Annotated in this window: 23 protein-coding genes, 1 tRNA gene and 6 pseudogenes; 17 read left to right on the top strand and 13 right to left on the bottom strand. The window is 64.3% G+C overall.

What is annotated here, in order from left to right:
- Positions 1-48 precede the first annotated feature (48 nt).
- Entirely contained in the window at positions 49-1,467 is a 1,419-nt protein-coding gene (pdxR, locus tag AC0KS4_RS01595; protein WP_238958371.1) for a MocR-like pyridoxine biosynthesis transcription factor PdxR, read from the top strand.
- Here the strand turns inward: pdxR and AC0KS4_RS01590 are convergent.
- Positions 1,451-2,731, bottom strand: a complete 1,281-nt coding sequence (locus AC0KS4_RS01590; protein WP_238958372.1) for a cytochrome P450 — start codon at positions 2,729-2,731, stop codon at positions 1,451-1,453. The two genes, pdxR and AC0KS4_RS01590, sit on opposite strands and share 17 nt — an antisense overlap.
- A gap of 40 nt (positions 2,732-2,771) precedes the next feature.
- The gene (locus AC0KS4_RS01585) at positions 2,772-2,972 is read right to left on the bottom strand and encodes a ferredoxin (RefSeq protein WP_238958407.1); all 201 of its coding nucleotides are present in this window, start codon (positions 2,970-2,972) and stop codon (positions 2,772-2,774) included.
- A 195-nt stretch (positions 2,973-3,167) separates the two neighbouring features.
- On the opposite strand from AC0KS4_RS01585, the gene AC0KS4_RS01580 reads away from it, so the two are divergent.
- Positions 3,168-3,722: a TetR/AcrR family transcriptional regulator gene (locus AC0KS4_RS01580; RefSeq protein WP_238958408.1), complete on the top strand. Its 555-nt coding sequence runs from the start codon at positions 3,168-3,170 to the stop codon at positions 3,720-3,722.
- Positions 3,723-3,881: 159 nt separating this feature from the next.
- Positions 3,882-4,721 carry a mycofactocin-coupled SDR family oxidoreductase gene (locus tag AC0KS4_RS01575; protein WP_225329039.1) on the top strand — a complete coding sequence of 280 codons (840 nt, stop codon included), beginning with the start codon at positions 3,882-3,884 and terminating at the stop codon, positions 4,719-4,721.
- A gap of 171 nt (positions 4,722-4,892) precedes the next feature.
- On the opposite strand, the gene AC0KS4_RS01570 is transcribed toward AC0KS4_RS01575, so the two are convergent.
- The 3 genes from AC0KS4_RS01570 to AC0KS4_RS01560 form a co-directional block, all read right to left on the bottom strand.
- Positions 4,893-4,951 (bottom strand) — tRNA-OTHER (locus AC0KS4_RS01570).
- A 317-nt stretch (positions 4,952-5,268) separates the two neighbouring features.
- The gene (locus AC0KS4_RS01565; protein ID WP_007168496.1) at positions 5,269-5,940 is read right to left on the bottom strand and encodes an RES family NAD+ phosphorylase; all 672 of its coding nucleotides are present in this window, start codon (positions 5,938-5,940) and stop codon (positions 5,269-5,271) included.
- The gene (locus AC0KS4_RS01560) at positions 5,937-6,332 is read right to left on the bottom strand and encodes a hypothetical protein (RefSeq protein WP_007168495.1); all 396 of its coding nucleotides are present in this window, start codon (positions 6,330-6,332) and stop codon (positions 5,937-5,939) included. Before AC0KS4_RS01560 ends, AC0KS4_RS01565 begins: the two co-directional genes overlap by 4 nt.
- An 801-nt stretch (positions 6,333-7,133) precedes the next feature.
- Between AC0KS4_RS01560 and AC0KS4_RS01555 the strand changes: the two genes are divergently transcribed.
- Together AC0KS4_RS01555 and AC0KS4_RS01550 are read left to right on the top strand one after the other, a co-directional pair.
- Positions 7,134-7,385, top strand: a complete 252-nt coding sequence (locus tag AC0KS4_RS01555; protein ID WP_007168493.1) for a FitA-like ribbon-helix-helix domain-containing protein — start codon at positions 7,134-7,136, stop codon at positions 7,383-7,385.
- Positions 7,382-7,798 (top strand): type II toxin-antitoxin system VapC family toxin, encoded by a 417-nt coding sequence (locus AC0KS4_RS01550; protein ID WP_007168492.1) that lies wholly within the window; start codon positions 7,382-7,384, stop codon positions 7,796-7,798. Before AC0KS4_RS01555 ends, AC0KS4_RS01550 begins: the two co-directional genes overlap by 4 nt.
- A gap of 73 nt (positions 7,799-7,871) precedes the next feature.
- On the opposite strand, the gene AC0KS4_RS01545 is transcribed toward AC0KS4_RS01550, so the two are convergent.
- Positions 7,872-8,057 carry a hypothetical protein gene (locus tag AC0KS4_RS01545; RefSeq protein WP_132160383.1) on the bottom strand — a complete coding sequence of 62 codons (186 nt, stop codon included), beginning with the start codon at positions 8,055-8,057 and terminating at the stop codon, positions 7,872-7,874.
- Positions 8,058-8,698: 641 nt separating this feature from the next.
- Between AC0KS4_RS01545 and AC0KS4_RS01540 the strand changes: the two are divergent.
- The 8 genes and pseudogenes from AC0KS4_RS01540 to AC0KS4_RS01505 form a co-directional block, all read left to right on the top strand.
- Positions 8,699-9,712 (top strand): annotated as a pseudogene (locus AC0KS4_RS01540) (IS256 family transposase); the annotation flags it as partial.
- Positions 9,713-9,828: 116 nt separating this feature from the next.
- The gene (locus AC0KS4_RS01535; protein WP_007172498.1) at positions 9,829-10,878 is read left to right on the top strand and encodes a tyrosine-type recombinase/integrase; all 1,050 of its coding nucleotides are present in this window, start codon (positions 9,829-9,831) and stop codon (positions 10,876-10,878) included.
- On the top strand, positions 10,875-12,818 hold the full coding sequence (locus AC0KS4_RS01530) for a tyrosine-type recombinase/integrase (protein ID WP_007172497.1): 1,944 nt from the start codon (positions 10,875-10,877) through the stop codon (positions 12,816-12,818). Before AC0KS4_RS01535 ends, AC0KS4_RS01530 begins: the two co-directional genes overlap by 4 nt.
- Before the next feature lie 46 nt (positions 12,819-12,864).
- A pseudogene (locus tag AC0KS4_RS01525) lies at positions 12,865-13,083 on the top strand (transposase); the annotation flags it as partial.
- Positions 13,084-13,572: 489 nt separating this feature from the next.
- A complete protein-coding gene (locus AC0KS4_RS01520; RefSeq protein WP_033711258.1) occupies positions 13,573-13,845 on the top strand; it encodes a type II toxin-antitoxin system Phd/YefM family antitoxin in 273 nt (90 codons plus the stop codon).
- 3 nt (positions 13,846-13,848) lie between these two features.
- Positions 13,849-14,256 carry a type II toxin-antitoxin system VapC family toxin gene (locus AC0KS4_RS01515; RefSeq protein WP_007168487.1) on the top strand — a complete coding sequence of 136 codons (408 nt, stop codon included), beginning with the start codon at positions 13,849-13,851 and terminating at the stop codon, positions 14,254-14,256.
- A 20-nt stretch (positions 14,257-14,276) separates the two neighbouring features.
- Positions 14,277-14,618 (top strand): hypothetical protein, encoded by a 342-nt coding sequence (locus tag AC0KS4_RS01510; protein ID WP_007168486.1) that lies wholly within the window; start codon positions 14,277-14,279, stop codon positions 14,616-14,618.
- A gap of 60 nt (positions 14,619-14,678) precedes the next feature.
- Entirely contained in the window at positions 14,679-14,984 is a 306-nt protein-coding gene (locus AC0KS4_RS01505) for a hypothetical protein (protein WP_007168485.1), read from the top strand.
- 1,447 nt (positions 14,985-16,431) lie between these two features.
- Here AC0KS4_RS01505 and AC0KS4_RS01500 read toward each other — a convergent pair.
- A complete protein-coding gene (locus AC0KS4_RS01500; protein ID WP_255250777.1) occupies positions 16,432-16,554 on the bottom strand; it encodes a hypothetical protein in 123 nt (40 codons plus the stop codon).
- Between the two features lie 211 nt (positions 16,555-16,765).
- Here AC0KS4_RS01500 and AC0KS4_RS01495 point away from each other — a divergent pair, with 211 nt between their 5' ends.
- On the top strand, positions 16,766-16,918 hold the full coding sequence (locus AC0KS4_RS01495) for an enoyl-CoA hydratase-related protein (RefSeq protein WP_007168480.1): 153 nt from the start codon (positions 16,766-16,768) through the stop codon (positions 16,916-16,918).
- A 101-nt stretch (positions 16,919-17,019) separates the two neighbouring features.
- On the opposite strand, the gene AC0KS4_RS01490 is transcribed toward AC0KS4_RS01495, so the two are convergent.
- The 3 genes and pseudogenes from AC0KS4_RS01490 to AC0KS4_RS01480 form a co-directional block, all read right to left on the bottom strand.
- The gene (locus AC0KS4_RS01490) at positions 17,020-18,273 is read right to left on the bottom strand and encodes an IS30 family transposase (RefSeq protein WP_420492649.1); all 1,254 of its coding nucleotides are present in this window, start codon (positions 18,271-18,273) and stop codon (positions 17,020-17,022) included.
- Positions 18,274-18,345: 72 nt separating this feature from the next.
- Positions 18,346-18,640: pseudogene (locus AC0KS4_RS01485) on the bottom strand (transposase); the annotation flags it as partial.
- Positions 18,633-19,035 (bottom strand): annotated as a pseudogene (locus tag AC0KS4_RS01480) (DnaB-like helicase C-terminal domain-containing protein); the annotation flags it as partial. The pseudogenes AC0KS4_RS01480 and AC0KS4_RS01485, both read right to left, overlap by 8 nt.
- Before the next feature lie 76 nt (positions 19,036-19,111).
- Here AC0KS4_RS01480 and AC0KS4_RS01475 point away from each other — a divergent pair.
- From AC0KS4_RS01475 to AC0KS4_RS01465, 3 genes and pseudogenes are all read left to right on the top strand, one after another.
- Positions 19,112-20,459: pseudogene (locus AC0KS4_RS01475) on the top strand (IS256 family transposase).
- A gap of 129 nt (positions 20,460-20,588) precedes the next feature.
- Positions 20,589-20,870, top strand: coding sequence for a hypothetical protein (locus AC0KS4_RS01470; protein WP_136244823.1), 282 nt, complete (start codon positions 20,589-20,591; stop codon positions 20,868-20,870).
- A gap of 97 nt (positions 20,871-20,967) precedes the next feature.
- A complete protein-coding gene (locus AC0KS4_RS01465) occupies positions 20,968-21,771 on the top strand; it encodes an IS30 family transposase (protein ID WP_225589814.1) in 804 nt (267 codons plus the stop codon).
- A gap of 32 nt (positions 21,772-21,803) precedes the next feature.
- On the opposite strand, the pseudogene AC0KS4_RS01460 reads toward AC0KS4_RS01465, so the two are convergent.
- The 3 genes and pseudogenes from AC0KS4_RS01460 to AC0KS4_RS01450 form a co-directional block, all read right to left on the bottom strand.
- Positions 21,804-22,286: pseudogene (locus AC0KS4_RS01460) on the bottom strand (transposase); the annotation flags it as partial.
- Positions 22,287-22,334: 48 nt separating this feature from the next.
- A complete protein-coding gene (locus AC0KS4_RS01455; protein ID WP_007168473.1) occupies positions 22,335-23,003 on the bottom strand; it encodes a cation:proton antiporter in 669 nt (222 codons plus the stop codon).
- Positions 23,004-23,295: 292 nt separating this feature from the next.
- Complete coding sequence (locus tag AC0KS4_RS01450) at positions 23,296-24,405, bottom strand: NAD(P)H-dependent amine dehydrogenase family protein (protein ID WP_007168472.1); 1,110 nt, start codon at positions 24,403-24,405, stop codon at positions 23,296-23,298.
- Positions 24,406-24,870: the final 465 nt, after the last annotated feature.

Here is a 24,870-nt window from a genome sequence, read left to right as displayed (position 1 = left end):
GTGTTCGACGCTATCCAACAGACCGGACCATCGGTAAGGTCCAATTCGATGACGAATTCGTGGACCAGTCTCGGCACCGGAGTCGACCTGCATCTTGACCTGCCATCAGGACGCGGCCGGCGCGCTGCGCTCGAAGACGCTCTGCGACAAGCTATCCGGGGTGGGCGCCTCGCCGCGGGCGAAGTGTTGCCCTCCTCGCGTGCCCTCGCCACACAACTCGGGCTCGCGCGCGGAACGGTCGTGGAGGTCTATGCGCAACTGGCAGCCGAGGGCTACCTCCGCACCCGTCCAGGTGCGGCAACTCAGGTGGCGGGCGGGCCGCATCTTCAGACACCGGTCAATCCCGCGCGCGCCACTCGGCGCTATGCGGCCGATTTTCGCCTCGGCCGGCCGGACCTCAGCATGTTCCCTCGCGCCGAATGGTTACGCGCGCTGCGCCGAGTCCTGCAGGTCACTCCCCACGCCGAGCTCGGGCCGGCGGATCCGCGCGGGTCGCCGCGCCTGCGCGCGGCGCTGGCCAACTACCTGGGTCGCGTGCGCGGGGTGCTCACCACCGGCGAGCACATCGTCGTCTGCAGCGGGTTCACGCAGGGGCTGCGGCTGGTGTGTGAGGCGCTGGCCGCCGGCGGAGCCCGGTCGATCGCGCTCGAGAATCCCTGTCTGCCGGACCATCGCGCGACGGCGGCGGCGAGCGGCCTCACCGTCGAGCCCCTCGGCGTCGACCACGGGGGCGCGCGGCCCGAGGAGTTCAACAAAGCCGTCACCGCGGCCGTGCTCACCCCCGCACACCACGCTCCGCTCGGGGCGACGCTCGACGCCGACCGGCGCACCGAGTTCGCGCAAATCGCCGCAGCCCGGGGCGCGTATCTGATCGAGGACGACTACGACGGGGAGTTCCGCTACGACCGTCACCCCGTTGGCGCGCTGCAGGGCCTCGCGCCCGAGCACGTCGTCTACGCGGGCAGCGCCAGCAAGAGCCTGGCGCCCGGCCTCCGCCTTGGCTGGCTCGCGTTGCCGGCCGCGTTGGTCGACGGGGTGGTCGATGCCAAGCGACGCGCCGACCGCGGAACCGACGTGCTGGCGCAGCTGACGTTCGCGGAGTTGATCGAATCCGGGGCGCTCGACCGGCACATCCGGCGGATGCGTCGGCGCTACCGCAACCGCCGCGACGCCCTCGTCTCCACCCTCGACCGGTGCGCCCCCGGGATGCCGGCGTTGGGAATCTCGGCCGGCCTGCACGCCGTTGTGGCGCTCCCCGAGGGGATTTCGGAGGCCAACGTGCTGACCGCCGCGCACGAGCGCGACATCGCCCTCACCGGGCTGTCGCCCTTCTGGCACGGCGCAACCCGGCGCACAGACGGGATCATCATCGGTTACGGGACACCGCCGGAGCACGAATACGCCACCGCGCTCGGGCATCTCGGGAAGTTGATGTCGGCGGTCTCCGGCGTCACTCGGCCGGGGTGAACTCGATGTGCAACTCCGTCAGGCCGCGCAGCAGGAACGTCGGTTCGTAGCGGTACTGGCGGCCGGAAGCCACGCCGTGCTTGGCCTCGCTGATCCTGAATCCCCGCGTCCGGTCCAGGAGGCGGTTGACGGTGATCTGCCCTTCCACCCGCGCCAGGGGCGCGCCCGCGCACGTGTGGATGCCGCGACCGAATCCGATGTGCTCGCGGACGTTCTTCCGGTCGACCCGGAACTCGTTGGGATTGTCGAACTTTCGCGGATCGCGGTTAGCCGCTCCCAGGCACAGCATGAGGACGGTGCCGGCCGGGATGTGCACGCCGCCGAGGGTTGTGGTCTTGCGCGCCAGGCGGAAGTCGACCTTGGTCGGCCTCTGCATGCGCAGCGCCTCTTCGATGAACGTGCCGATCAGGCTTCGATCTGAGCGCAGCCGCTCTTGCAGCTCGGGGTCGTCGCCGAGGACCTGCACCGCCGAACTGAGCAGTTTGGTCACCGTCTCCTGCCCGGCCGCGAACAGGAAGGTTGCCGGCCGGACGACCTCCAGAAGCGGGGGGATGGAGCCATCGGGGTACGTGGCGGTCGCCAGGCCCGTCAACACGTCTTCGCGAGGTTGCTGCCGCCGGTCGGTGATGTAGGCGCTGAACAGATCGTCGAGGTACTGCAACGGATTGCTGCCCACCGGTTCATGATCCAGCGCGCCCACCCGGGCGCCCGGCGCATTACCTGCCCCGAGATTGCGGCGGATCTCCGGGCGGTCCTCGTCGGGAACCCCGAGCAGATCGGCGATCGCCAGTGTCGCGAACGGCTTCGCGTACTCACTGAGGAACTCGCACTGCCCGTTGGCGATGAACTCGTCGAACTGCCGGTCGGCCAATTGCCAGATGTAGTCCTTGTTTTCCTGCAGCCGGCGCGGGGTGAGCAGCCGTCCGAGCAGGGAACGCGCCTTTTCGTGCTCGGGCGGGTCCATGACGACCATGTGCTCGAAGATCGGGAATTCGTGGCGATGCGCTTCGATCTGCTCGGTGATGTCATCACCATCCGGGGTGAACGGCAGCGGCGGGAACGGACCGCCGATCGCATTGACCGCGGAGAACGAGTCGACATCTTTGAAGGCGGCGTGGACCTCCTGATAGCCGGTGACGGCCACGACGCCGTAGTGCGGTTCGCGAAACACCGGCCCCTGGCTGCGCAGGTAATCCCAGTAGTCATAGGGATCTTGCGCGACGTCGGCGTCGGTGAAGTAGTCGACGTTGGCGAGATCGGTCATGGGTTCAATTCCTTTTCCTGGCACCGAAAAGCGCGGTGGGTCACGCCGGTGCTTCGTCGGTGGACACGCTGATGGCTTGCCGTGGGCAGGCGGCCACGGCGGCTTCCACGTTGTGGCGCAACGCTTCACTCGGTGCCTCGTCGCAGGTCGCAACGTCGTCACCCAGGTCGAAAACCTCGGGAGCGATCTCCACGCAGAGGGCGTGCGCCTCACACAGGCGCGGATCCACCCGGACCCGCATGCGCGCTGTCATCATTTGACCCTCCGCCCGGCCCGTCTTCCTGTTTGCGACCCACAAACTGATCGATCGACCAAATTGTTAGGATGCGGTATGCCTACCACGGATCGCGCGGACCGGTCAAGCAAATCGGGTGCGCCCAACCGCGGGGCGGCTCGCCAAAACAGGAGGACCCCCGACGCCGGGGCGCGCGGCAAACTGATCGAGGCCACCGCCCACATCATGCGCCAGGAAGGCTATGCCGCGGCCACGTCCCGGCGGGTCGCCGCCGAGGCCGGCGTCAAGCAGGCCCTGGTCTACTACTACTTTCCGACGATGGACGACCTGTTCGTCGAAGTGCTGCGGGCCGGCGCGGAGACCGCGCTGACGCGCATGCGCGCCCTATTGACGGAGGACGACCCACTGCAAGCGCTGTGGCTGATGAACAGCGATACGGCGGTGACCGCACTCAACGCCGAATTCATGGCATTGGCTAACCACCGCAAGGCAATTGGCGCCGAACTCAAGGCCTACGCCGAGCGTGTTCGCGACATCGAGACGGCGGCGGTAACCATGGTGCTGCGGGCCAACGGAGTCGATCTCGAGGAATATCCGCCGGTAGCGATCTCGATGCTGATCGCGCAGGTGGCGCGCAGCCTGTGCAACGAGAGCGCCGTCGGTGTCACCCAGGGACACGACGAGTTGCGCGCCTTCGTCGAGCGCCAGATGAGCCTGCTGAAGGCGCCCGCCGCCGCGGCCACACCCAGCGGCTAGCACGCGCGAGCGCTGCCGCGAGGACAGCAGAGCCACTTCCGCGTCGCGGGCCGCCAACCGGGCGGCCGGGCACATGTCTGTTGACACTGCGACCGAATGGTGCCAACCTTCCTGATCGATCGACAAATAATGTCGCGAACGTCTAGGTGAGGTGCAGTCATGGGTGGAAGAGTTGAGGGCAAGGTCGCGTTCATCACCGGGGCGGCCCGCGGCCAGGGCCGCAGCCACGCGGTGCGCCTGGCGCAGGAAGGCGCCGACATCATCGCCGTCGACGTCTGCACGCCGATCAGCAGCAATAGCGTCATCCCGCCGTCGACACCCGACGACCTGGCCGAGACGGCCGACCTCATCAAGGCCCTCAACCGCCGCATCGTGACCGCCGAAGTCGACGTCCGCGATTACGACGCGCTGAAGGCAGCGGTCGACAGCGGCGTCGAACAGCTCGGCCGGCTGGACATCATCTGCGCCAATGCCGGAATCGGCAACGGCGGCCTGACCCTCGACAAAACCAGCGAAGACGACTGGCGTGACATGATCGACGTCAACCTTTCCGGCGTCTGGAAGACCGTCAAAGCCGGTGTGCCGCATCTGATTTCCCAGGGCCAAGGCGGCTCTATCATTCTGACCAGCTCCGTCGGCGGGCTCAAGGCCTACCCGCACACCGGTCACTACATCGCCGCCAAACACGGCGTGGTCGGTCTGATGCGCACCTTCGCCGTCGAACTCGGCGAGCACTTCATCCGGGTGAATTCCGTTCATCCCACCAACGTGAACACGCCCATGTTCATGAACGAGGGGACGATGAAGCTGTTCCGGCCCGACCTGGAAAACCCCGGCCCGGACGACCTCAAGGTCGCCGCGCAGTTCATGCACGTGCTGCCGATCGGGTGGGTCGAACCGGTGGACATCAGCAACGCGGTGCTGTTCCTGGCTTCCGACGAATCGCGTTACATCACAGGTCTTCCGGTCACCGTCGACGCCGGGAGCATGCTCAAGTAGCGGATTTCGCTTACTCGCCGACGCCAGCAGGGCCCCGTGGGCACTGCTGGCTTTGGCGACTGTCAGGGTGGCGCACAACGCCCGCCTGGATCTTGCGAGGGCTGATGAGCCGACCGCGTCGCGGCGACCTCGCGCTCCATCTCGATGATCTTTGGCGATCACCATCTACGGTGGCCAGGGGCGGGATCGAACCGCCGACCTTCCGCTTTTCAGGCGGAGTTCTGGCCTACACCAATGTGTTTCAGCCGGTCAGACCAGAAGCGCAACCGGCATTCGGACGTGTTGGATCAGTCGGTCTGGCTCGTTGGCCCCATGTTGGCCCCATGAGATAACCCAATCTGCGTGGCAAGCCGATCGGGTTACTTGGTCGGTAGAAGCGGACTTGGGCGAAGTCTTAGTGCGATGGTTTTCGCTTACCGAACAGAGCGCGGCGGTCCCGGCGGATCTCATAGAGACGCCAACTGAACTATCGACCGCAACTGAAAGGCTGGATGCAGTCCAATTTGCTTGCGTGTGGTCCGATGGGCACCACCGCGCGCATCCCAATCTAGAGCAGTTTCACCGGCGCTGGCTCAAGCACTAGGCCCCACGGCGTGGTGACGTTGAGGAGCGGTTCGGGCGGCGGGTCGGTGAGCGCGATGGGGTCTCCGGCCAAGCTCGCGGTGCCGCGCCCCTCGAAGAGTGCGACGCAAGCGTTGCCGTCCAGGCGGGACGGGAACCGGACGGCGCCGGCGCCTCGGTCAAAAAGGTCCGCGGCGATCGTCTGCGTGATGGCGCGGCGACTGGTGGTGATCTCGCGCAGATCGAGGTGCTGCAGGTCGTGCTCGAGCAGCAGTTCGACGTGGCGATCCTCGATCTCCTGGCGTGTGGGCACGTCGGTGAGATCGATCAAGGGGCCATCGAGCTTCAGGACTGTGGGAACGAGGGCGTGCTGTATGCGCCACTGCGCAGTGACCGGCTTCTCAGTGAAGTCTTGGGCAGCCTCAGGTCCGTAGCGCTCAACATGGCGGCGCAGCGCGCCGAGGTTCGGCCGGAAGTCGGCTAGCACCTCGCGAAGACACGTTTCCGCCAAGTCAGCACAATAGAGCGTGCGGAACCGGCGGTAGACGTCGTCGAAACGGTGACTGAACTGGTACAGCTCCAGCGGAGTGAAGCCGAGCGGGTCAGCGTAATAGCCGACCCGCCACAGGGTTCGCCCCTGCTCGGGCGCCGCGATCACGACTGGAAGCTGGCGACCTGCCGTGCAGCCCGGACAACCATCGCGAACTCCGCGGTGTCGACCGCCGCACCGAGCACCTCGATCGGCGCGCGATCGTCCAAGCGCGTGTTGGTGCCAAACAGCCACGCCCGCGCCGTCTTGTCGTCGTAAGCATCGACGAGCATCCTGACGACCTTGTAGCCCTCACGTAACCGGCGCTCGGTCGCGCCGTGAGGTTCCGGGCCGCCCTTGCGCGCGTAGCGGCCGATTTGCTTGGCGTCAGCCAAGCCCGCCATCGCCGCCGCGACGCGCTGGCCGACGGCCTCTTGCAGATACGCGGCGATCTCGCGGATCGAAAGCGTCGCTGCCTCATCATCAAGCCGCTGCGCCGCAGAGACGGTCAAGACTGGCATATCGCACCTCCACGTTGATCTACCTGAGACGCTACCACATAAACACCTGAGAACACACCCTGAAGCTACACCTGATAGCCACCAGGCCTGGCCTACGGTTCGCGGTTGGAGCCGTTGAATCAGCATGTTCGCGCAAAAATGCCGCCAACGACGCCGCTCACTGGCCACGATTCGACCTCTAAGGTATGAGCTAACCGGTCACCGTCTCCTCCAGTGCGCACGGTCTCATAGCTGCACGTCAGCGAGGTTCAGCCGTTCCCGCTGTGACGCTCCGTCCCTCTTGTTCGCATCGGTTCCACCGTGTTCTGTGGCCAAATCCGTGGCCATTCCAACAGCCATAAGTGGGCCCATGCGCAACCCGCGGCGCGAGCCGTCGCGGGTGACACGATTACAGATAAGCCGCGAACGTCACCACGAGAAGATCGGCGAGCGCGTCCGAGCCACCTAGGCGTAGAGACTCATCCACCGTGCGATGGTCGGCTCCATGCGCTCGGGCACGAGCGAATCCGCGTCCCGTTGATCCCGCCGTACGTTCCTGTCGGGGTCGCTGAGCAACCAGATGGTTCGCGCCGATGTCTCCATCGCCGAACGGCATAGTTGCATTATGGACGACGCGTAGAGGTTCCTCGTCGTCGTCCGTTGATCTACGAGCAACGCGGCCGCGTACAGGTTCTCCGTGGCGCTCATCATCGGAATCAAACACTCCTCGGTGACCGCTGTCCGTTATAACCGGATCTGGGGCATTCTCAATGAAGGCGAGGTCAACGCACTATCTGAACGATATCGTGATAGCATCGCTCTGTGGCGCAGATTCTCATCCGTCAACTTGAGGACGACACCAAGGCCAAATTGCAGCGACTAGCCCGTCAACACGGTCGCAGCACCGAGGAGGAGGTGCGCGAGATCTTACGGAACGCAGTCCGGCACGTCGATAATCCGCCTGGGCGGCTCGGGTCTCGTATCGCGTCACGCTTCAAAGGCGTGGGCCTGACCGAGGACATACCCGAACTGCGGGGACAGCCCGTCCAGCCGGCACAGTTCAACGAATCATGATCGTGCTGGACACCAATGTGCTCTCCGCGTTGATGCGGGACACACCCGATCCGGCCGTCGTGGAATGGCTCGATAATCAGCCCACCGAATCAATCTGGACGACATCGGTAACAGTATTCGAGATACGCACTGGTATTGAACTTTTGACGCCAAGCCGCCGACGCAAGCGGCTCGACGAGATCTTTTCTCAACTCCTCGACGAAGACCTTGATGGTCGTGTGCAATCCTTCGACCTGACGGCTGCGTTTGCCGCTGGGACCATCGCCGCCACCCAACAACGAGGTGGGCGTGCGGTGGAAATTCGTGATGTGCAGATCGCCGGCATCGCCGCGTCCCGGCACGCAACTGTGGCTACCCGCAATACTCGCCACTTCGACGGAACGGGCGTCGACCTGGTCAACCCCTGGGACTGACGTCGTGCCCCAGATTCATTGAGAATGCCCCAGATCCAGTGATAACGGACAACCGCCGCATCCCCCGCCGGCACTAAGGGATACGCCTCCTTAAAAGCGGCGTCGTCGCCGACAAACGGGCTCCCCGGCTCAGGATGGTGCGGGTGCAGTCCCCACTGCCGCAATTCCGCGCACGCTTGGCACGGTTGCCGATGCGGTCCAGCACGCCGTTCGTCGCCAAATTGACCAGTGCTTCTATCATCTGCTGATCCGGCTGCATAACGAGTCTCCTATTACAACACCAAACACGCCCTGGCTGCGCGGTACGTTCACAATGCACCTGTCCAACGACAAGTCCGGGGTGTTCAAGGGCGCGCCGGCCATTGAGTAACAATTGCGACGTTGCATTTCGTAAGGCGGACGCCCGCGTTGGAGTCTGGGACCTAAGGGGACAATCGGCTTCCCACGCAGCGACTTCCACGTCAGGCAGCGGATTATCGAAGGTGTCGGAAACTGAGAGATTCTGTAGCTGGCCGAATTGACGCGGTGTGTTTGTTGAAGCTTGCATATCGGGCGGCGGTGGCTCGTCCCAAGCCTTCGCCATCAACGTCGGATCGTCGAGGTCTCGGCAAGCGTCGGCTGCTCGGCGGAGCTGTTCCGCTGTCATCCGTTCTGCAGGCTTGTGCCGCGGTGCCTTATCGGACATTGGTGACCCTGAAGATCTCTGATCGTAAGCGGATGGGCGTAGGTTGAACTCTATCTTGGTGGTCAATTCGTCACGGTGCCAGTTCTCCCCAGTTGCGTCCAGCAGAGTGGTGTACGAGCCGGTGATGACCGGCGTGTCGTAGCCGGATGAATGAAGGTCATCGCGTGATTCTTCGAGGGACCGACCAAAGTCACTCGAGCAAAGGAATCAACGCGATGACCATTGCCCACGATATCGACCTGTCTGCCGTGCTGGCCGAACGACTCACCACCACGCACCCTGATGTGCTGCGCGAGTTGTTGGCCGCCTTCATTCACGCCCTGATGGGCGCCGAAGCCGACGCGGTGTGCGGTGCCGGCTACGGCCAGCGCAGCAGCGAGCGCACCAATTCCCGCAACGGGTATCGGCACCGCGAGTTTGACACCCGCGCAGGCACATTGGATCTGGCGATTCCCAAGCTAAGGCAAGGTTCGTACTTCCCGGACTGGCTGCTGGAACGGCGCAAACGCGCCGAGCGGGCCCTGACCACGGTGGTGGCTACCTGCTACCTGCTGGGCGTTTCGACGCGGCGGATGGACAAACTCGTCGAGACTCTGGGCATCACCAGCTTGTCGAAGTCCCAGGTCAGCGTGATGGCCAAAGAGCTCGACGCCGCGGTCGAGGCGTTCCGGACCCGGCCACTGGATGCAGGCCCGTACACGTTCATGGCTGCTGACGCCCTGGTGCTCAAGGTTCGCGAAGCAGGCCGGGTGGTCAACGTGCACGCGCTGATCGCCACCGGGGTCAACGCCGAGGGCTACCGCGAAATCCTGGGCATCGACGTCACCACCGCCGAGGACGGGGCCGGCTGGCTGACCTTCCTGCGGTCGCTGACCGCCCGCGGCCTATCAGGGGTCCGTCTGGTCACTTCCGACGCCCACGCCGGTCTGGTGGCCGCGATCGGCGCCACCCTGCCTGGGGCATCGTGGCAACGGTGTCGCACCCACTACGCCACCAACCTGATGGCCATCACTCCGAAATCATCGTGGCCGTGGGTACGCACACTACTGCATTCGGTCTTCGATCAACCTGACGCCGGTTCCGTTGCAGCCCAATATGACCGCATCATCGACGCACTGGCCGACAAGCTCCCCAAGGTCGCCGACCACCTCGAAGACACCCGCGCCGACCTGCTCGCCTTCACCGCCTTCCCCAAACAAATTTGGCGGCAGATCTGGTCCAACAACCCACTATCCGTTAACCGGCTCTCCGGGGACACGGTTCGGGCTGCAGCGTGAGGTTCACGCACAAGCGCTGAGCACGGATGGATGCTGTCTGCATCTCGGTGGGGGAAGGCGGAGCGGCGATGCGGGTACTCAAGAGCGACAGCGGATATGTCCTGGAGGGCGACTGGGACGGGCAGGACGCGGTGAACGCGTTTCTCAACCATTTGGCGGGACGGGGGTTCAGCGCGGCCACGGTGCGGGCCTACGCATTCGACGTCGCCAATTTGAGCCGGTTCCTCGTCCAGCAAGCGGTCGGGCTCGCCGCGGTCGATGCGCCGTTGGTGTTCGACTGGATCGACTGGCAAGGCGTCCGCCGAACGGACCAGCCCACCGGCGGTCACCGCTCGTCGACCCCGCCGGCAGCTTCGACGGTGAACCGCCGGGTCGCGGCAGTGCGCGCGTTATTCGAGTATCTGGTGATGACCGGTGTCTGCACCGACAATCCGGTGCCGTCGCCGCGGCGGGGACAGGGGCTGCGCCAGTCGCAGCGGGGGTTGCTCGGTCATCTGGGTCCCGGGCGTGCACGCAGTGGCGGTAGGTTGGTGCGTCAGCCGCAGCGTCTTCCGGAATCGTTGTCCACCAACGATGTCGACGCGTTCCTGGCGACACTGGCAACGCACCGGGACCGGGCGATGGTGCTGGTGATGCTACTCGGAGGGCTGCGTTCGGCCGAGGCGCGTGGCCTGCTGCTCGCCGACGTCGATATGGGCCGGCGCCGGCTTCGGGTGATCGGCAAGGGCGGCAAGGAACGTCATGTCCCGGTCGATGCGGCGTTCTTCACCGAGCTCGCCGCCTACCTGCGATGGGAGCGGCCGCCGGGGTTGGCGACGCCGCAGTGCTTCGTAGTGCTGCGCGGCCCGACGACCGGTGCACCGGTCAGCGAGGCCGGGCTGCGCAGCCTGTTCCGTCGGCACCGGGAGACCTCTGGCGCCACAAGAGTCCGCCCGCACCGTTTACGGCATACCTACGGCACCGAATTGTCGGCGGCCGGAATCGATCTGCTGGCGTTGCGGGCGTTGATGGGGCATGTCTCGCCGGAGACCACGGCCCGCTACGTGCATTTGTCGATCGAGCAGCTCGCCGCCGAATACGGTGCTGCTCGTGCGACGTTGGCCGGAGCCCGGCAGTGACCACGGTGTTGGTCGGCCAACCCGTAGGCGCCGACGAGGTGGTGGCGGATTATCTCGACCACGTCGCCACCCTGGGTTTGAGCGGGCGGGCGGTACGCGACCGGATTCGGATCGCTCGCGACTTCACCGCACGCCACCGCGACCTGCACGCCTGGATGACGCTGCCGGCAGCCGAGCGGATCGCCGAGATACGGGACACCGGGGCGTGGCCGCTGATCTGTCACACGATCGGCACCGGCCGGTTACGGCTGGACGTCGAGCTGGCCGCGGTCAAACAGTTGACCGGGCTGGGCCGCGCAGTGGAGGACCGGGATCCGAGCGGATTCGCCGCGTTGCGGAATGCGGGAATTCGGTTGGGCTGGAGGAGTTCCTGGGTCGAGACGGTCCTCGGCGAATGTCTGGCGGTAGTGCTGGCACACCACGGCGGAATGGTCGCCGACCTGACCGGCGACGCGCTCGACGACTTCGACGCCGCGCTGTCACGTACCGTGGTGCCGCCATCGTCGCGGCGGGCATACAGGGGGCGGCTGGCCAGCCTGCGGCAGCTGTTGTTCGAGACCGCGGTCATCGACACCGCGCCGAAACGCCGGCGGTGGGCCCGTAGCCTCGAGCAGCGCTTCACCGAGGTGGAGATGCCCGACCCGATCCGTCAGACGTTGCTGCGCTACATCGGCGTGCGCGCGGCGGTGCTGCGGCCCAAATCGGTCGAGTCGCTGATCAACGACCTGCTGCCCTTCGCCGAATACCTCACCGCTCACCATCCCGACGTCATCAGCCTGCGTGAACTCGACCGGAGCTGCATCGAGGGCTACCTGAAATGGAATCGCACCCGGGGCTGGCGTGGTCAGCGCGCCGCCGCGGGCGCCGGGCGCACCGTCTCGGCCGCGGTGGCCCAGTCGGCAGTGCTCAGTCTGCGCAACCTGCTCGACGACATCACCGCCTGGGGCTGGGCGCAGGCCCCACCACGGCGGTTGGTATTCGCCGCCGACGTCCCCAAACTCGACCAGCCGTTGCCACGCGCGCTAGCACCCGATGTGGACGCGGCAGTGATGAACGCCGTTGCCCACCTGCAGGATCCGTTCGCCCGCATCGGCCTGACCGTGCTGCGTGGTGCCGGCCTGCGGGCGGGGGAACTGCTCGACCTCGAACTGGGCAGCATCATCGACTACGGACCGGCCGGAACCTGGCTGAAGGTGCCACTGGGCAAGCTCGCCACCGAACGCATGGTCCCGCTCTCCGCCGCGACCCTCGCCGCGCTCGACGAGTGGGTCGCCCTCCGCGGCACGCACCGGCCGCTGCCGCACCCACGCACCGGCGTGCTCACCGACTTTCTGTTCACCCGGCACGGACGCCGCCTGGGCTACACCCGGCTGCGCAACGGGCTGCTCACCGCCGCTGAATCCGCCGGGTTGCACCGTCCCGACGGCGGCGTCCTGATGGTCACTCCACATCAGTTGCGCCACACCTGGGCCACCGAACTCGCCAACGCCGGGATGAGTCTGCAGGCCTTGATGTCCTTACTCGGGCACGTCACTCCACAAATGACGATCCGCTACGCCACCCTGGCCTCGCCCACCCTGCGCGCGGCCTACGACGAAGCGATGGGCAAGATGCGCCGCCAGTTCACCCTCACCCCGGTCGGCAAACCGATCCTGCCCGACAAGGTCGGCTGGCTGCACAGTGAAATGCTGAAAACCCGCGTTGCACACGGATACTGCGCTCGCCACGAATCCGCGGGCGCGTGCCCTTATGCCAACATCTGCGAAACCTGCGACAACTACGTCACCGCCCCCGAATTCCGCGACACGCTCACCGACCAACTCGCCGACGTCCAGGCCCTCAGAACCGACGCCGAGTGCCGCGGCTGGACCGACGAAGCCGCCCGCCACGACCGCGTCGCCCACGCCCTTACCGACCACCTCCAGCGCCTCGATCGATGAACATCCCACCCCGACGGGTTGACCCGCCCCCGAGGGCCGGATAAAAGAACGACTCAACAAGGAAATCCGCCGGCGCACCGACGTCGTCGGAATCTTCCCCGACCGCAACGCCCTAATCCGCCTCGTCGGCGCGGTGCTGGCCGAACAACACGACGAATGGGCCGAATCCCGCCGCTACCTCGGCCTCGACGTCCTCAGCAAATCCCGCGCCGACCACACGCCATCAACAGAACAGGAGGACACCCCGGCGGCACTGACCGCCTAAACCACCAAGTCGAAGAATCACACGACGACGTCGTACACCACGTCCCTGGACTTGACCTTCTCCCCTGCCGCGTAACACTCGGAAAGATGGCAAACGACATGTGCCACAGTCGGGAGCAGGCGGAGCAGGTCAAGGCTAGGTTGGCCGAGTGGCTGGCGCCACCAATGGTCGGGACGACGGCACTGACTGAGCGGCACCGCCCGCAGACCGCCGGCATCAAGCGAATGGCTCGGCCGTATAACCACGCGCTGACCGTCGCATATCTCTGCCCCACCTGTGAGAATTGAGCTGACAAGGCAGCTAGAGACGGATAGGTCCCTTTGTGAGCACCGATGGCCGCGAGCCTGACGACGAGGCCGGCGCGGAGTTCCTGAACGGCTTCGTCGATAGGTTGATTCTCGGGGGCGGGCGTGTGGACATGGGCCGCCGGCGCTCCGAACCAGTTGCGCCACCATAGCATGTAGTACAACTATGTAGTACATTATTGGTATGAGTGAAGTACCTCTCCGAATGCTCAACCAAGAGACGGCAAAGGTCTTGGCCCGCGTCAAGCGTGGCGAAGAGATCACGCTTACTGAGCGCGGGGAAGTCATCGCCCGAATAATCCCCGCTACCGCCGGCCCACTGGATGCGTTGATCACTGCCGGCAGAGTGCAACCGGCGACGCTGGCCGGCCCAGCCCCGCGGCCGACCGTTCCGATGCACGACAATCTCGACGCCGGCGCGCTATTGCAACGTCTGCGCGCCGAGGAAAGGTATTAGCCGGTGATCTACCTGGATACCTCGGCTCTGGTCAAGCTGATCCGGATCGAAGTCGAATCTGATGCTCTAGCTGACTGGCTCGATGAACGCACCGAAACACGTTGGATAACATCTGCCTTGGCTGAAGTGGAGCTCCCCAGAGCCATCCGCGCAGTCGCCCCAAATGGCTTATCTGCTGTCCCCTCTGTGCTGGCCAGACTGGATCGGTTCGAAATCGACCAGGTCATCCGCGCCACCGCGGCCGCCTACCCCGATCCGGCGCTGCGCTCGCTCGATGCGATACACCTGGCCACCGCTCAAATCGCCGCATCCACAGCACCATTGACCGCCATGGTCGCCTATGACAGTCGACTCAGCGACGCCGCCCGTGCCCTCGGGATAACGATTGTCACACCTGGAAGAAACTCATGAACGGCTCAGGAGGAGAACACATGTCAGCACGTTTCTATGATGAGACCGTTTTTCAAGCGTGGCAGCGCGGTGTAGAGATCGCCGGTCCCCGATGGTTCGCCGACGGCCAGACTTCCCCGGACAGCGCGACCAGCAAGTGGGATCTCTCGCCGAGGGTCGACGAGATCCGATCAGCTATCGGATGGCTGTCCTCGGGCGAAGCGATGTTCCTTGCGGCGATGGTGAGCTTTTACAACTCTGAGCCCGGCGGCGAACTCTTGCGATCACTTGGCGCAAATGGCCTCAGCGACATTGCTGCCAGCCTCGACGAATCACGCCGACAAGTCATCGCCGACCTGCCCCTTGCCTACGCCGGCTGGTGAAAACCTCGCCGGCCGTCACTCCCACGGCTTCCCGCTACAACCCGCCGCAAAGGACAACCCATGGCTGACCTGCCAACTCGTCCCGAACTATTCGAGAACGCCCGCGCCTGCATCGACGAAGTGAGATCAGCGCTCAGCGCGGCGCGCGACTGGCTGCGCTCGGACTGGCAGCTCCTGGGCACACCACTGACTAAGGAGGCCGGCCAAGCTCGGGTGGCCATTTTGGAATCGATCGGCGAGGCCAAGGACCTCATCGACGCGATGAAGCGCACTGCAGCCTCGATGAAGCGGCGCAGCACGGCGTTGCGAGCGCGCGGCAGAAACGCCAGGCGACCGCGCTGTCTGGTGCGCCGCGCAGCGCGATGAACCGCCCGCCTTGCCCGCCGCGACCCGTTGCCGACCTGGTGGCCGGATGTGAACGGGCGCTGGCTCGAAGATGGTGGAAGATGGTGACCGCAAGACATCGTGCGTTGCGTGGTGGACCGCCCGTCACGCCTCAATCACGAACTTTGCGACTGGGCGCGCGCACCAACACTTCATGCTCGGCATCATGGGTGGCCGCTTCAGGCGCCAGGCGTGTTCGGCAGCCGACCGTCATACCCGCCGACGAGCGGTCGCCCGGCCACGATGTGCGCGACTCGGGCGACCGGTCCCAATCACCAAGCAAACGTCCTCTCCCGAGGCTTCGGGGTGCGTCATCCGCTTGCCCCGCATGTCGACATCCGTTGCTGCGCGGCTAGCGGCCACGCCAGTCAAATGTCGATTCCCGCTGCGGTGCCTACCTCAAAATCCCGGCAATCCCGGCAGGGTGAAACCACCGCCCGCGCCGGTGGAAGCGCCGCTCCCAGCGCCGCCCGGACCGGTCAAACCGCCCGACGTGCCAGTACCGAAGCCGCCGCCATTGTCGTTGAAAGCACCGGACCCGCCGGTCGACGCCCTGCCCCCACCGATCGGGGTGGACACTCCACCAGACCCGCCGCCCCCAACTGTGATCCCTGGGTCTGGCTCATCCGCCCAGGCAGCGCCCGCGCTGGCTATCGGGATGAGCCCGGCGGCCAAAGCTGCACCTGCGGCCATGCCGAGCTTGATCGTGATACCGCGGCGTCGTGTCTTGCAAGTCATGTTCCCCTCCGAATTCATGGATCATTAGATGATCGCGTTATGATCGGCGCACTTGTCGTGCGTTGCACAGTCACTTAGGTGGTAATGGGGCTCACCTCCATTCCCACAACTGGATTCCCACAACTGGTGATAGCAATGCCACCAGCTGTATGAACTTTGGCTATGCAATGCAGCTTAGCTACTACAGAAAGTGAGCGTCAAGCCAATTGGGCTACCTTGTTTGCAAAGTGATTCATATTCATAAATTCAGTGTTTCAGTAGACACTGACTTCCACACCTACAATCGTATATTGCAGCAGTTCAACAACCATGTACTGGTGTACTGACATGCGCCAATTCGCGTCTGCGTACTTACTGATATCGAGCACAACGTGAATCATTCAGGCCAGAGTCTGACTTGATTACGATTATCAGAGTTTCAAGGTGCCAGCAAACTAGACTTACTCGGTTGGTGCCCGATATCTGCAGAAACCTTTCTTCCTAGAATTCAGTATCGCTGTTGGCCAAAAATCGCTCCCTGCGTAGTCCGATCAGCAGTCACACCTCGCCGCGTGCACCTAGACCGTCCCCAACACAGGGCCTCAGCAGACGCCCGCCGGCAACTCATCGCCGACGACGCGCGAGGGGTGCCGCGCCTCACCTTGGGCCCAAGTGCAGGACCCCTCATTGATCCGCGTACTGATATGCAGATCTACTGAAACGCACCCGAAGAGGGGATCGCCGCAATGAGCACCGGCCGCAGCCGCATCGAATCGAGCGCCGCACCGTCCCACAGAAACACCGCGGCTGCCACCCCGCCCTCACCTACAGGCACCGGGCCGACCGAACGCCTCATGACCATCCGGTAGACAGGCGACCAACGAACACGCCGAACCGTCGACCTATCACTTGGCACACACCCGGGTCTTGACATCTGGCAGCGAGATGCCGCCGACCGCCTCGGACTCGCAGGATGCAGGCGGAAATAACCGGATTCTTCTCTGGACAAGCTCGACGCAATCCACGCCGTCCTGCATCGCTTCCCCGTGTACAAGCCGATCATCGCCGCGGTCAACGGCACTTGCGTGGCGGGCGGATTCGAGATGTTGAGCTCCACCGACATCCGAGTGGCCGTGCCCGACGCACGATTCGCGGTGATGGAGCCGAAGCGCGGTCTTTTCGCAGTGTCTTGCCCGTGAGGACACTCGCGGCGGCAAGGGCACCGCCGATCGTGACGTAATGACTTAGGGCCGGTCCACGCGGCAGAGGTGTGAGGTGTTGACGACGGGGTGGGTTCTACTCAACGTCGCAACACCGACGGATCACTCGAGACTAACAGGGCAGCGAATAGATCGGCGGGGCAACGGTCTTGGAGGACTATGCGGGGGCGATGGTTGAGTTCGTGTTCGACGGCCAACAACTGCTCCGGCGGGTGGCTGATGAGGGTGACGCCCTTCGGGAAGTAGTCGCGCAGCAGTCCGTTGGTGTTCTCGTTCGTGCCGCGTTGCCAGGGTGATCTGGAGTCGCAGAAGTAGACGGGCGCGCCGAGCTTGTCGGTGGTGGCAAGGTGGCGCGCCATCTCGGTGCCCTGGTCCCAGGTGATCGACCGCATCAGCGTGGGTGGCAGATCCTTCATGCGGGCCACCAAGGCCGCGTGCAGGGAGTCGGCGTCACTGCGAGGCAGATGCACCAACCGCAGCATCCGGGTCTGGCGTTCGACCAGAGTGCCGATCGCCGAGAGGTGGTTATTACCGATGATAAGGTCGCCTTCCCAGTGGCCGGCTTCAGACCGGTCGACAGCCGAGAAGGACCGGTCGTGGATGGTGAGCATCGGCTGCTGGAACCGCGGCCGCCGGCAACTCTGGCGGTGATGCGCTCGGCGGTGATCTCGACCGGTGCGCAGCGGTGAGCGTCGGTGCGGCGCTAATCGCGAGGGCCGCATGAAACGTGAATTCGGTTGATAGACAGCTTGATAGATGCTTTCGTGGCATAACCACATCGATGAATCATCGGGGAAGCGGTGGCGGAGGTGACGGCTGATCTGTTGGGGGCTCCAACGCTGAAGAAGCAGCTCGGCGACCGCGTTACCGAGCTGGTCGTTGGTGTCGACCCGACGGCGGTGGTGACGTGCTCGTCGCGCGGTGGCTCGCCGGTGGGCATCGAAGGGCTGATATCCGCGGCCGGCTGGTGCGTTGCGCCGTAGCTCCCTCGAAATCGTCGACGGCGCTCGACCGAGTCGGGTGGCGATCGTCCGCACCCTCAGCCCTGAGTGATGCAGATCGGCGATCTCGATGCGCTCGTCCTGGGACAGGTATCGCGTGCTGATCTGGCGGACCGCTAGTCGATCTAGCGGCGGGACGAACCCGACCGCGACGCCGTTGCGGTAGGTCTTGTAACCGCGTGTCCAGTTCGTCGCAGCGGACCGGGACACACCGACTTCGCGGGCCGCGGCCCGCACGCTCCACCCGCGAGCCCGCAACTCCATGAACCGCTGACGCTTGGCCGACTGCGGACGACGTCCCGGCCCCTTCTTCACCCGACGCGACGATGCCAACACAACCTCCAGAATCTAGAGAAGTGTTGCGACCGCACCTAGAAACCACCGCGTCGACACGGGGTCAGTTTTCAGACGACGCCGACAACTGTGGCGTTTGCCCTGGGCTCGTTTCCGGTCGTAGAAGGCACGCGATGCTGGACTGGTGCGGAGACTGTTGTGGGCAGCCATGTAGCAGGCTCGGAGTAAGCGCCGGTCATACCTGCGTGGACGTTTCAGGTTGCCCGTGACGCGCCCGGAATCGTGTGGCACTGGTGAAAGACCAGCGATGCCCGCAAGCCTATCCACGGTCTCGTAGTTAGCTAGATCGCCGTTAATCGCGGCCACGAATTCCGCCTCCTAGCAACGGGCCGAATCCGGGCATCGCTGATTTGACTCATGGTGCCGCCCACCCGGATCCAGTCATCGTCATTCATGCGCCCCGAACGCATATCCGCAAGTTTGACCCTCGCTTCGGCCGCCAGCAGCCGCATCACAATTTCGGACTTACTCATTTCCAACGAGAAGATGACACTGGCCATCCGATGTCTGAGCGAACACGATCGCATGAAATCCAGTGCTAGAACGGACTTTTCCAACGCCCGGACGAGCCGCAACGGTAACCATGGTTCCTGGCTGAAGCCCGCAGGTGATCTCATCGAGATCAGCGAATCCGGTCGGCACGCCCCGCGCCAGACCGCCATTGGTAGCGATCGTGTCCAACTCGTCGAGTGTCGGAGTCAGCAAGTCCTCTAACGCGACAGTGTCCTCGCTAGGTCGTGTCCCTGCCGCGGTGTAAAAGAATCCGGACGTAGGTTCCCTCGAAGACCGGCCAGTCTGATGGAAGGAGCCTACGTCCGTGTCGAAGAGGGTATCGCCTGTGCAGCGGTTGCAGGCAGAAATTGATGGTGTGTTCGCCGGCGGCGAGGACCTGGCGGGCGCGATCGAGGAAGTAGCCCGGCTTGGTGCCCGGTTGCTGCTGCAGACCGCCATCGAGGCCGAAGTGGCCGCGTTTTTGGGCCGGGACCGCTACCAGCGGACCGCGAGCTGTGCGGACGCCCGCGCCGGGATGCGCAACGGATACTGCCCGACCACGGTGAAGACCACCGCGGGACCGGTGACGCTGGCACGGCCGAAGATGCGCGGCACCACCGAGCGGTTCGCCTCCCAGCTGTTCGGCAAGGGAGTAACCAAGACCAACGCATTGGAGGCATTGGTGATCGCCGGGTTCGTGCGCGGGTTGTCGGTCCGCGACGTGGAGGCCACCCTGGTCGAAGCGCTCGGCGAGGCCGCCGCGGTGTCGAAGTCGACGGTGTCGCGCATCTGCGAGGACATCAACGGCTCAGTTCGAGCAGTGGAGCGCTCGCCGCCTCGACGACGTCGAGCTCGATTACCTGTTCCTGGACGGGTCGCACTTTAAATACCACGCAGGCGCCTCAGCCGAGCCGGTACTGGCCGCGTGGGGTATCGACACCGACGGCAAACCGGTGTTCGTCGGGCTTGAGGCGGCCTCCTCGGAATCCGGTGCGGCCTGGGAAGGGTTCTTGCGCGGGCTCGGCGAACGCGGCCTGGCGTGCCCACTGCTGGTGATCAGCGACGGCGCACCCGGGCTGATCGGCGCGGTCGAGACCACCATGGGCGCGGCGTTGCGGCAGCGGTGTCTTATTCATCGCGCCAGAAACATCCTGGCCAAGGTGCCCAAGAATGCCCAAGCTGACGTCAAAGCCGATTATTGGGCGGTCTTCGACCTACCAGCCGATGTCGAACCCGGCATCGCCGCGGTCAAACTCGCCCAAAACAGGACCGACGCGTTCGCCAAGCGCTGGCGCGACTCCTACCCGGCCGCAGTGCGGGCCCTGCTCGATGACCGCGACTCGCTGACCGTCTACCTGCGGTTTCCCCGTGAGCATTGGCCCAGGGCCCGACACTCCAACTTCATCGAACGCACCTTCGGCGAAACACGGCGCAGAGTCAAGGTGATCGGCCGCCTGCCCGGCGAGTACTCCTGCCTCACACTGGTGTGGGCCGTACTCGACCGCGCCAGCGCCGGATGGCGCGGGTTCACCATGACCCCGGCCGGGCTGCGGCTGCTGGCCGACCTACGCAGATCGCTGCACGACCCACCGACCGAACTGCCGCAAAGGAATCCGCAAAATCACACCGAAACTGGCCTGGTGCCAACCGAGCCTGTCAGCGCTACCGCATAGACTCATGAACGCAAGCGAACGATCGATCTGCGCGACGAGTTGGGCAACCCGGTCGATCCCGGTTCTCACTGCTAATTTCCTTTCGTCGTTTGTCTCATTCGGTCCAGATTCGGGCCGAATGCTGCGTTGTTGTTGGTGTTCATGGTCGGGCGGGTGGTGCGATTAGGTGTTCTGGACCGGATGCGACAAGCTGCTGTCGGCGTTTCATGGCGCCGTAGTGAACAAGGTCTCCTCCGGCAGCGGCAGTTGGATGGCCAGGCCTTTGCGTTGGCCACGGTTGACGTGGACGGCGTTGAGCTCTCCGCGGCGGATTCGATCCAGGACGGTCTGTTTGGCCACGCCGAGTCGGCGGGCAGCCTGCTCGAGCCCAACCCATCCGTCGGGTGTGTCTGGGGTGATATTGGCGCGTAGCTCGGGGTCGATGCGGATCCGCCACGGGTCGCCAGGGCGATGTTGCTCGCCGTGGATGAAGCCGCTTGCCAGCCACCGGTAGAGAGTGGCGCGGGAGGTGCCCCAGCAGCGTCTCGGCTTCGGCGATACTGACCATGCGTACATCGTCGCCGACGGGTACGACAGGCTCGGTCGGCCCGGCGATACCGTGTTTGCGGCGCAGGCTGCCAACCCGGTCGCGGGTGAACGCCAGCCCGGTCGCAGTCATCACGCCCTGCCGTGCGAGCAGACGCGCGATCGTCGCGTCGTCGTAGTGGGCTGCCAGCCGCCGAATGCGCTCCAGCGTGTCGGCCTCGGTACGGATCGCGCTATCGACGGCGCGCTGAAACAACTCACCAAGCTGCGGTCAATCCACGAGCGACCGGCGAGCGTCCAAACCCGCCGACAGGCGGGCCACTGGGAGGGTGACCTCATCGTCGGCGCCCAGCAGCGGTCGGCGGTCGCAACGCTGGTGGAACGAAAGATGCGTCTAACACTGCTGATTCGACTGCCGAATGGACATTCGGCACAGCATGTCGGGGATGCCCTGATCGCAACGTTCACCCAAATGCCGGTCAAACTGCGCCGGACCCTGACTTGGGACCAGGGCAACGAGATGTTTCATCACAAACGTATCGAGGCGGCGACAGGGCTGAAGATCTACTTCGCCGACCCACACTCACCTTGGCAACGCGGAAGTAATGAGAACGCCAATGGGCTTGTACGCCAATACTTACCAAAGGGCACCGACCTCAGCATCTGGGACGACGGCCAACTCCGGCAGATCGCCGATGAACTCAACGACCGCCCACGACTGTGCCTCAAGGACAACACCCCGACCGAACTTCTGCGACGATGGGAGCGTCAGTACACACTTCACTGATTCGCAACGATGAGTGGAATCCGCCCGGGCACCAGTGGCCGGTTACACCAGTCGGTCATCTCGGCGACTACCTTGTCGGTGATCCGCGAGATCGTGTCCTTGGATACCGTGGCGCCGTAGACGTCGGCGAAGTGGGCAGCGACCTCACCGGTGGTCAATCCCTTTGCCGTGAGTGACAATACGATCTCGTCGATACCCGTCAGCCGACGCTGACGCTTCTTGACAATCTGCGGCTCGAAGCTGCTGTTGGTGTCGCGAGGCACTTCGATCTCGACGGCGCCGATCTCGGTGAGCACCGTCTTGGCCCTGGTGTCGTTGCGGGAGTTCCCGCTGCCGCGCCCGGCAGGGTCGTGCTTGTCATAGCCCAGGTGCTCGGCCATCTCGGCATCCAGCGCGGTCTCCAGCACGTTCTTGGTCAACTGATTCAGCAGCCCGTTCGGGCCGACCAGCTCGACACCCTGTTCTTTTGCCTGCGCCAGCAGCTGCTCAGCGAGCTGCCGTTGATCCAGTTCCATCGCCACAGGATCGAGTGTTTCTGACATCGTCAGTCCTTCCCGCCAAGCTCACGCTCGGCGTGACAGACCAAGATCAGATCCACCGTTGTTCAGACAGTCCCGCCAGCCTTTACGCATGACGTAGTCGAGCCAAGTACCGGCGAACTGGGAGGTGAGCACGGCTGCGATTACCTGTGTGGTGTAGAACTTTGAGCTGATGATGCCGGCGTCGAAGGCGACATTGGCCAAAACGATGCCGGGGCCACCGCGGGCGTTGGTGGTGATCGCAAGGTTGATCAGGTCAAGTCCCCGGAAACCCGCGAACCGCCCGGCGAGCGATACCGACATCACTTTGATCGCGCAGGTGCCGACAATGAAGATGACGATCATCCATACCGAGACGCCGCGGATGAGATCCAGCTTCAGGCCGACGATCGCGAAGTAGATGGGAATGAAGAAGGCGAAGGAGACTTTGCCGATTGCCTCGAGCGCGTCGGCGAAGATCCTGCGCTTCCTATGCGCGACGGCAAAACCTGCGAGGAACGCCGCGAAGACGAGGTTGACGTCGAGGGCTCCGACAACTGCGCAGTATGCCAGCAGGACCGCTATGGGGTAGCCGGTGGGCGACTGCCGCGCAAAGACATTCCAGCGAGAAGTGTTGATGCGCTTGATGACGCGTGGAACAAGCTTGAGCCCGAGGATGAAGTAGGCCACCGTTGCGAAAAGGTGCCAGAACATCTGCCACGGATGCAGAGTCGTCTTGCCTGAACCGTGTGTCCAGGATTTTCAGGTCGGCGAAGATTTTTGACACCGCCGGCACCGAGGTGACAGCGACCCCGACCGCAAGGATGACGTGGCTTCATCGCCCCCACTGCCCGCACGAAATACCCGCCGGAGCGAGAACCCTCCTGGTCCGCAAGCTCATTGACGGCGCGCAAAACCTGAGCGGTGGCCTCGTGGCTCACGGCCCGGATTCGCGGGATCCTCCCGCCGTCTCCCGGCTGATTCGGGCCCAGCGGTTTTGTAATCGCTACAAGCGCACCAGGCCGCGCAGCGGCACAAGCCCGAGCTCCTTATGGGTGAGGAATCCAGGCGGGGCGTCACAAACGGCTGGAATCGCGTTCGCGGGGCCCATCGCGGTCCAGGTGTAGCCCGGCTTCGGGTAGTTGCCCTGCGCATCCGGAGGCGCTTGGAGGATCAGCTCGGTGGGTTCGTCGCCCTCGATCACGATGCGATAGTGATAGTGACCGCCCCAATCAGGCTGCGGCTCAATGGCATTGTATTCGTCCATCGTGTACATCTCGTGGAATGTGATGAAGGTCTTGTTGTCCACCCAAGTCGTCCACTTGTGATGCTGTGAGGCGACTGTTCCCTTCTTGATCACGCCCTTAAAGCCTGGCATGTCGCTGGTCGGCCCCCCTTCGTACCGGATGTCGCGCGTGGCCGTCCCTAACTCTACATCCGTTGTGTACTTGTCGACCGTCTTGCCGAATCCGTCCGCCACCATGGCCATCGACTGGGCGAACAACGGCCATGCGTTCCCCAGGAGATTCGGTCCGGCCAGAAACTCTTCGGGATCGCTCCCCATCCCCATCTCGTGCAGGTACTTCAAAGTGTCCTTGCCGAAATTCACCACCTCGTAGATGTGGATAGCGTCGATCCGGCTGACGATTCGGGCCAGCGTCAGCACGAGCAGGTCTCCGGCAAAGCCAGGATTGATACCACCTGCGTGGAACGAAGTACCGCCCTCGTGACACGCTGCGTCGATCTTGTCGATATCCGCCTTGCTGTGTTCGGTTCGATACCACCATGCGCCACCCGAGGCGACGACGTTCTTGCCCCCGCGCAGCAGACGGCAGACCTCTTCGGGATCGGACCAAAGTGGCGCATAGAACACGCAATCGGCGTCAAGCGCTTCGATGGCTTCCTTGTCGGTGGTCGCAAGCACACCGATCGGCGCGGCGCCGACGAGCTCACCGGCATCCTTGCCAACTTTTTCCGGACGATTACAGAGCACGCCGACCACCTCGTACGCAGGGTTACCGACGAAATGGCGAAGCGCCACCGTTCCGACGTTGCCGACGCCCCACTGGCCCGACCTGGACCGGAGCAGATGTCGAGATGGTTCCTGGAGCCGCACTCCCCGTAACTGATATCGCCGTCATGCGCGTAGTCACGGTAGATCCGCAGCATTCGTCCCACGCCAGGTTTCTTCGCGGTCGCACCTGCGGGCGCGGGCCGCTTCCATAGATCGCCCGACTCGGTGCGACGCTCGGGACCCAGGCCGGCATCGAGCGCAGCGGTCAGCGGTTCGTCGGCCTTTCGCCCGACGTGGCGCAAGCCCAGCAGCCCCAGCCACCGCCGCCAGCGCCGTGACCTGGACGCCGAGCGATTGCATTGGAAGTTCCGACGCGAAAACCGAGCCGTACGGGCGCTTAGTCAGCGCCCGGTAACCATTGGCGGTGAATGCGAAACCCAACACGGACACCAACACGGCTGCCAGTCGCTTCACAGCTGTCCTTTCCGTCGACCGCGGGCATGACGTACACCGCCCACTAGTTAACGAATCTAACTGCCCGGCTTTCGGCCATTTACACCCCTCGGG

The organism is Mycobacterium sp. NTMscope_MAC_12 (assembly GCF_976985675.1).
Note: the sequence above shows the minus strand (reverse complement) of the source record. Positions and strands in the feature narration are given on the sequence as shown.

What these genes read in the sequence shown, in the direction of transcription:
- AC0KS4_RS01575 (WP_225329039.1), top strand. Translation starts at nt 3,882, where the DNA reads ATGGGTGGAAGAGTTGAGGGCAAGGTCGCGTTCATCACCGGGGCGGCC.
- AC0KS4_RS01510 (WP_007168486.1), top strand. Translation starts at nt 14,277, where the DNA reads ATGTCAGCACGTTTCTATGATGAGACCGTTTTTCAAGCGTGGCAGCGC.
- AC0KS4_RS01520 (WP_033711258.1), top strand. Translation starts at nt 13,573, where the DNA reads ATGAGTGAAGTACCTCTCCGAATGCTCAACCAAGAGACGGCAAAGGTC.
- AC0KS4_RS01590 (WP_238958372.1), bottom strand. Translation starts at nt 2,731, where the DNA reads ATGACCGATCTCGCCAACGTCGACTACTTCACCGACGCCGACGTCGCG.
- pdxR (WP_238958371.1), top strand. Translation starts at nt 49, where the DNA reads ATGACGAATTCGTGGACCAGTCTCGGCACCGGAGTCGACCTGCATCTT.
- AC0KS4_RS01550 (WP_007168492.1), top strand. Translation starts at nt 7,382, where the DNA reads ATGATCGTGCTGGACACCAATGTGCTCTCCGCGTTGATGCGGGACACA.
- AC0KS4_RS01535 (WP_007172498.1), top strand. Translation starts at nt 9,829, where the DNA reads ATGCGGGTACTCAAGAGCGACAGCGGATATGTCCTGGAGGGCGACTGG.
- AC0KS4_RS01545 (WP_132160383.1), bottom strand. Translation starts at nt 8,057, where the DNA reads ATGCAGCCGGATCAGCAGATGATAGAAGCACTGGTCAATTTGGCGACG.
- AC0KS4_RS01585 (WP_238958407.1), bottom strand. Translation starts at nt 2,972, where the DNA reads ATGCGGGTCCGGGTGGATCCGCGCCTGTGTGAGGCGCACGCCCTCTGC.
- AC0KS4_RS01560 (WP_007168495.1), bottom strand. Translation starts at nt 6,332, where the DNA reads ATGCCAGTCTTGACCGTCTCTGCGGCGCAGCGGCTTGATGATGAGGCA.
- AC0KS4_RS01455 (WP_007168473.1), bottom strand. Translation starts at nt 23,003, where the DNA reads ATGTTCTGGCACCTTTTCGCAACGGTGGCCTACTTCATCCTCGGGCTC.
- AC0KS4_RS01505 (WP_007168485.1), top strand. Translation starts at nt 14,679, where the DNA reads ATGGCTGACCTGCCAACTCGTCCCGAACTATTCGAGAACGCCCGCGCC.